Raw genomic sequence first — 2,227 nt, forward strand, 5'->3', positions numbered from 1 at the left:
GGCGATAACACCAATTTCAGCCAATTGAGAAATGAGTTCCTGATTTTTGACAAGTCCTAAAACACCTGGCCCAAGAACTATCCCTACTAAAATATACGCAACAATTGTAGGCTGCTTAAGTTTACTTAATATCAAACCCACAACCGAAGATAAAAGAAAAATTTCAGCTATTTCTATTAAAAAACCGTTTCCGTGCACATAAAACCCCATTCAAAAAGCCATTAGTCTAATACTAACTTAAATTTACATTTTAGTAAAATTTAAATAGCTTTATGACTGTTAAAGATACTATGAATCTGAACGAAGTGAAGAATCTCAGAGATCCTTCAAGATAATATGCAATGTCATTGCGAAGATTCCAAAGGAATCTTCGCAATCCATCCATTTTACTATTAAAAGCTATTATCCAGATTAAATTTTCTTAAGTCATCAATTTTTCTTTGATGATTGGTTTGTGCCTCTGGCACATTAGCAATTTTTACAGCTCAGACTATCAGGCCAAACTCAATACGTAGCTCTAATGCCATTTTCCTGATATCTATTACCCAAAGGAGTAAGGAAATCCCATTAAATCAGAAGTTTCAGCTAATGAAATGATCTAAAAATTAAAATATAATATTAATGTCAGGGGGGTAATAGTGGGGCAGAGATCATGTTTGGAACCTGGATACTCATTATATTCACAGTTATAATGCTATTATTTTATGTTATTTAAAAAATTTAAATCCGGTTTATACCGGATTTTGTTTTGTGTGTAGAAACGGTCTCAAAATTCTTTATAAAATAACGTTAGATTTTGTCATGCTGAAGCATGAATCATCAATACTAAGTAATAATTGATGATGTTCAGCATCTTGCCAGCATATTAATTGGAAAGATTCTGAACACCGACGATTAATAATATAATTCTTTTGAGACCACTTCTACATGAGAATACTGTCTTAAATTACGAAGTATTCTCTTGATTTGTGCATATACGGTTAAAAATTCTCTCAGGAGTTGTGTTTGGTGTAATTGATTCAAATCCTTCTGTATCTTCAGCTTCAAGAATAACACGTCCTTGAGAGTCGTAACTGATTGATTTTATCAATTTGTAAGTTCTATTAGAGCAATTAAAGACGAGCTTAGCTTTTATACTATCTGCTCCATTTTGCTTAAGCTCATTATCAGGATCTTTTATAATTACTTTATACCAGGAATAAGCATAATCACCGTCATGCTCTACGCTGTCAAGGTCAAGGTAATTAACATTACCACTTTCACTGGTTCCTACATGAACCCAGTTAACAGCAAAAACCTGCTGGCCTGAATTTAATATAAAAGCCAGAATTAAGCTGACAAGCACCTTTTTCATCTCACTTCCCCTTAAACAATGCATGAAAATTATATCAATGTTTTCTAATATTTTTATTCTCTTTTCCAGCTAATCATTTTAGCTGATTTTAATCCCAAAATCCTTATTTTCTCTCGAATTTAGTTTAGTGGTAGGATTATTAAATAATATGGTAAAAGCGAACATCTGTCATTGCGAGGACTTTAGTCCGAAGCAATGACAGATGTTCAGTATTTAAGGCTTAAAAATAAATATTATTTGGATCGCCACGTCGCTTCGCTCCTCGCGATGACATCTCGTAAAATTACATCATATTAATTACAAATCCACACACCAGAAAATACAGTTAAGAATATTATGTTTTGTAAATTCATGTTTATAAAAGAGCATTTTTCTTTTTTTAAAGTCTTTAATTATATGAAAGCTTTTTATAGAACATTTTTTTGCGATCGTGGAAGAGGAATTTAATGGAATTAAAGGGAATTAGTTTTGGAAACAAGACTGCTATTTACTTAGCAGGTCAAGGGATTCAGGAGAAAAGGCCACAGAGTTTTAAGGCGAATTTGAATAATTCTGATACTTTAACCTTTAGCCTTAAAGGGAATAAAGAAGCAGATCAAAAGCTGCTGGATTACCTCAACAAATATTCTGATGAGCGTTTTAGCATAGAAAATAAGTCTAAACTAGTGCTAAATTTTGATACAATTAAAGACTGTATTGAAGAAGGCGTAAGCCCTGATATTAAAGATAAAAAAGGCAGGACAGCCCTATTTCATGCAGCAGATTCCGAGCAGTCAGACTCTAAAGAAATAATGGAATTTTTAATCAAAAAAGGTGCTAACGTAGATGAGAAGGATGATGCCGGCGATAATCCTTTATATAAGGCAATAATCC

1 protein-coding gene and 2 pseudogenes (1 of these 3 running past the window's edge) are annotated in these 2,227 nt (G+C 32.7%); 1 reads left to right on the forward strand and 2 read right to left on the reverse strand.

Annotation, left to right across the window (positions count from 1 at the left end):
* A pseudogene (locus tag A2255_00140) lies at positions 1 to 198 on the reverse strand (hypothetical protein).
* A gap of 748 nt (positions 199 to 946) precedes the next feature.
* Positions 947 to 1,354, reverse strand: coding sequence for a hypothetical protein (locus A2255_00145; GenBank protein ID OGI23686.1), 408 nt, complete (start codon positions 1,352 to 1,354; stop codon positions 947 to 949).
* Positions 1,355 to 1,800: 446 nt separating this feature from the next.
* Here A2255_00145 and A2255_00150 point away from each other — a divergent pair.
* Positions 1,801 to 2,227 (forward strand): annotated as a pseudogene (locus tag A2255_00150) (hypothetical protein); it runs 326 nt beyond the window's last position.

The organism is Candidatus Melainabacteria bacterium RIFOXYA2_FULL_32_9, assembly GCA_001784615.1.
Classification (GTDB): domain Bacteria; phylum Cyanobacteriota; class Vampirovibrionia; order Gastranaerophilales; family UBA9579; genus UBA9579.

Bases quoted from the DNA above. Each gene is read 5' to 3' on its own strand.
- A2255_00145 (OGI23686.1), bottom strand. From the start codon at position 1,354: ATGAAAAAGGTGCTTGTCAGCTTAATTCTGGCTTTTATATTAAATTCA.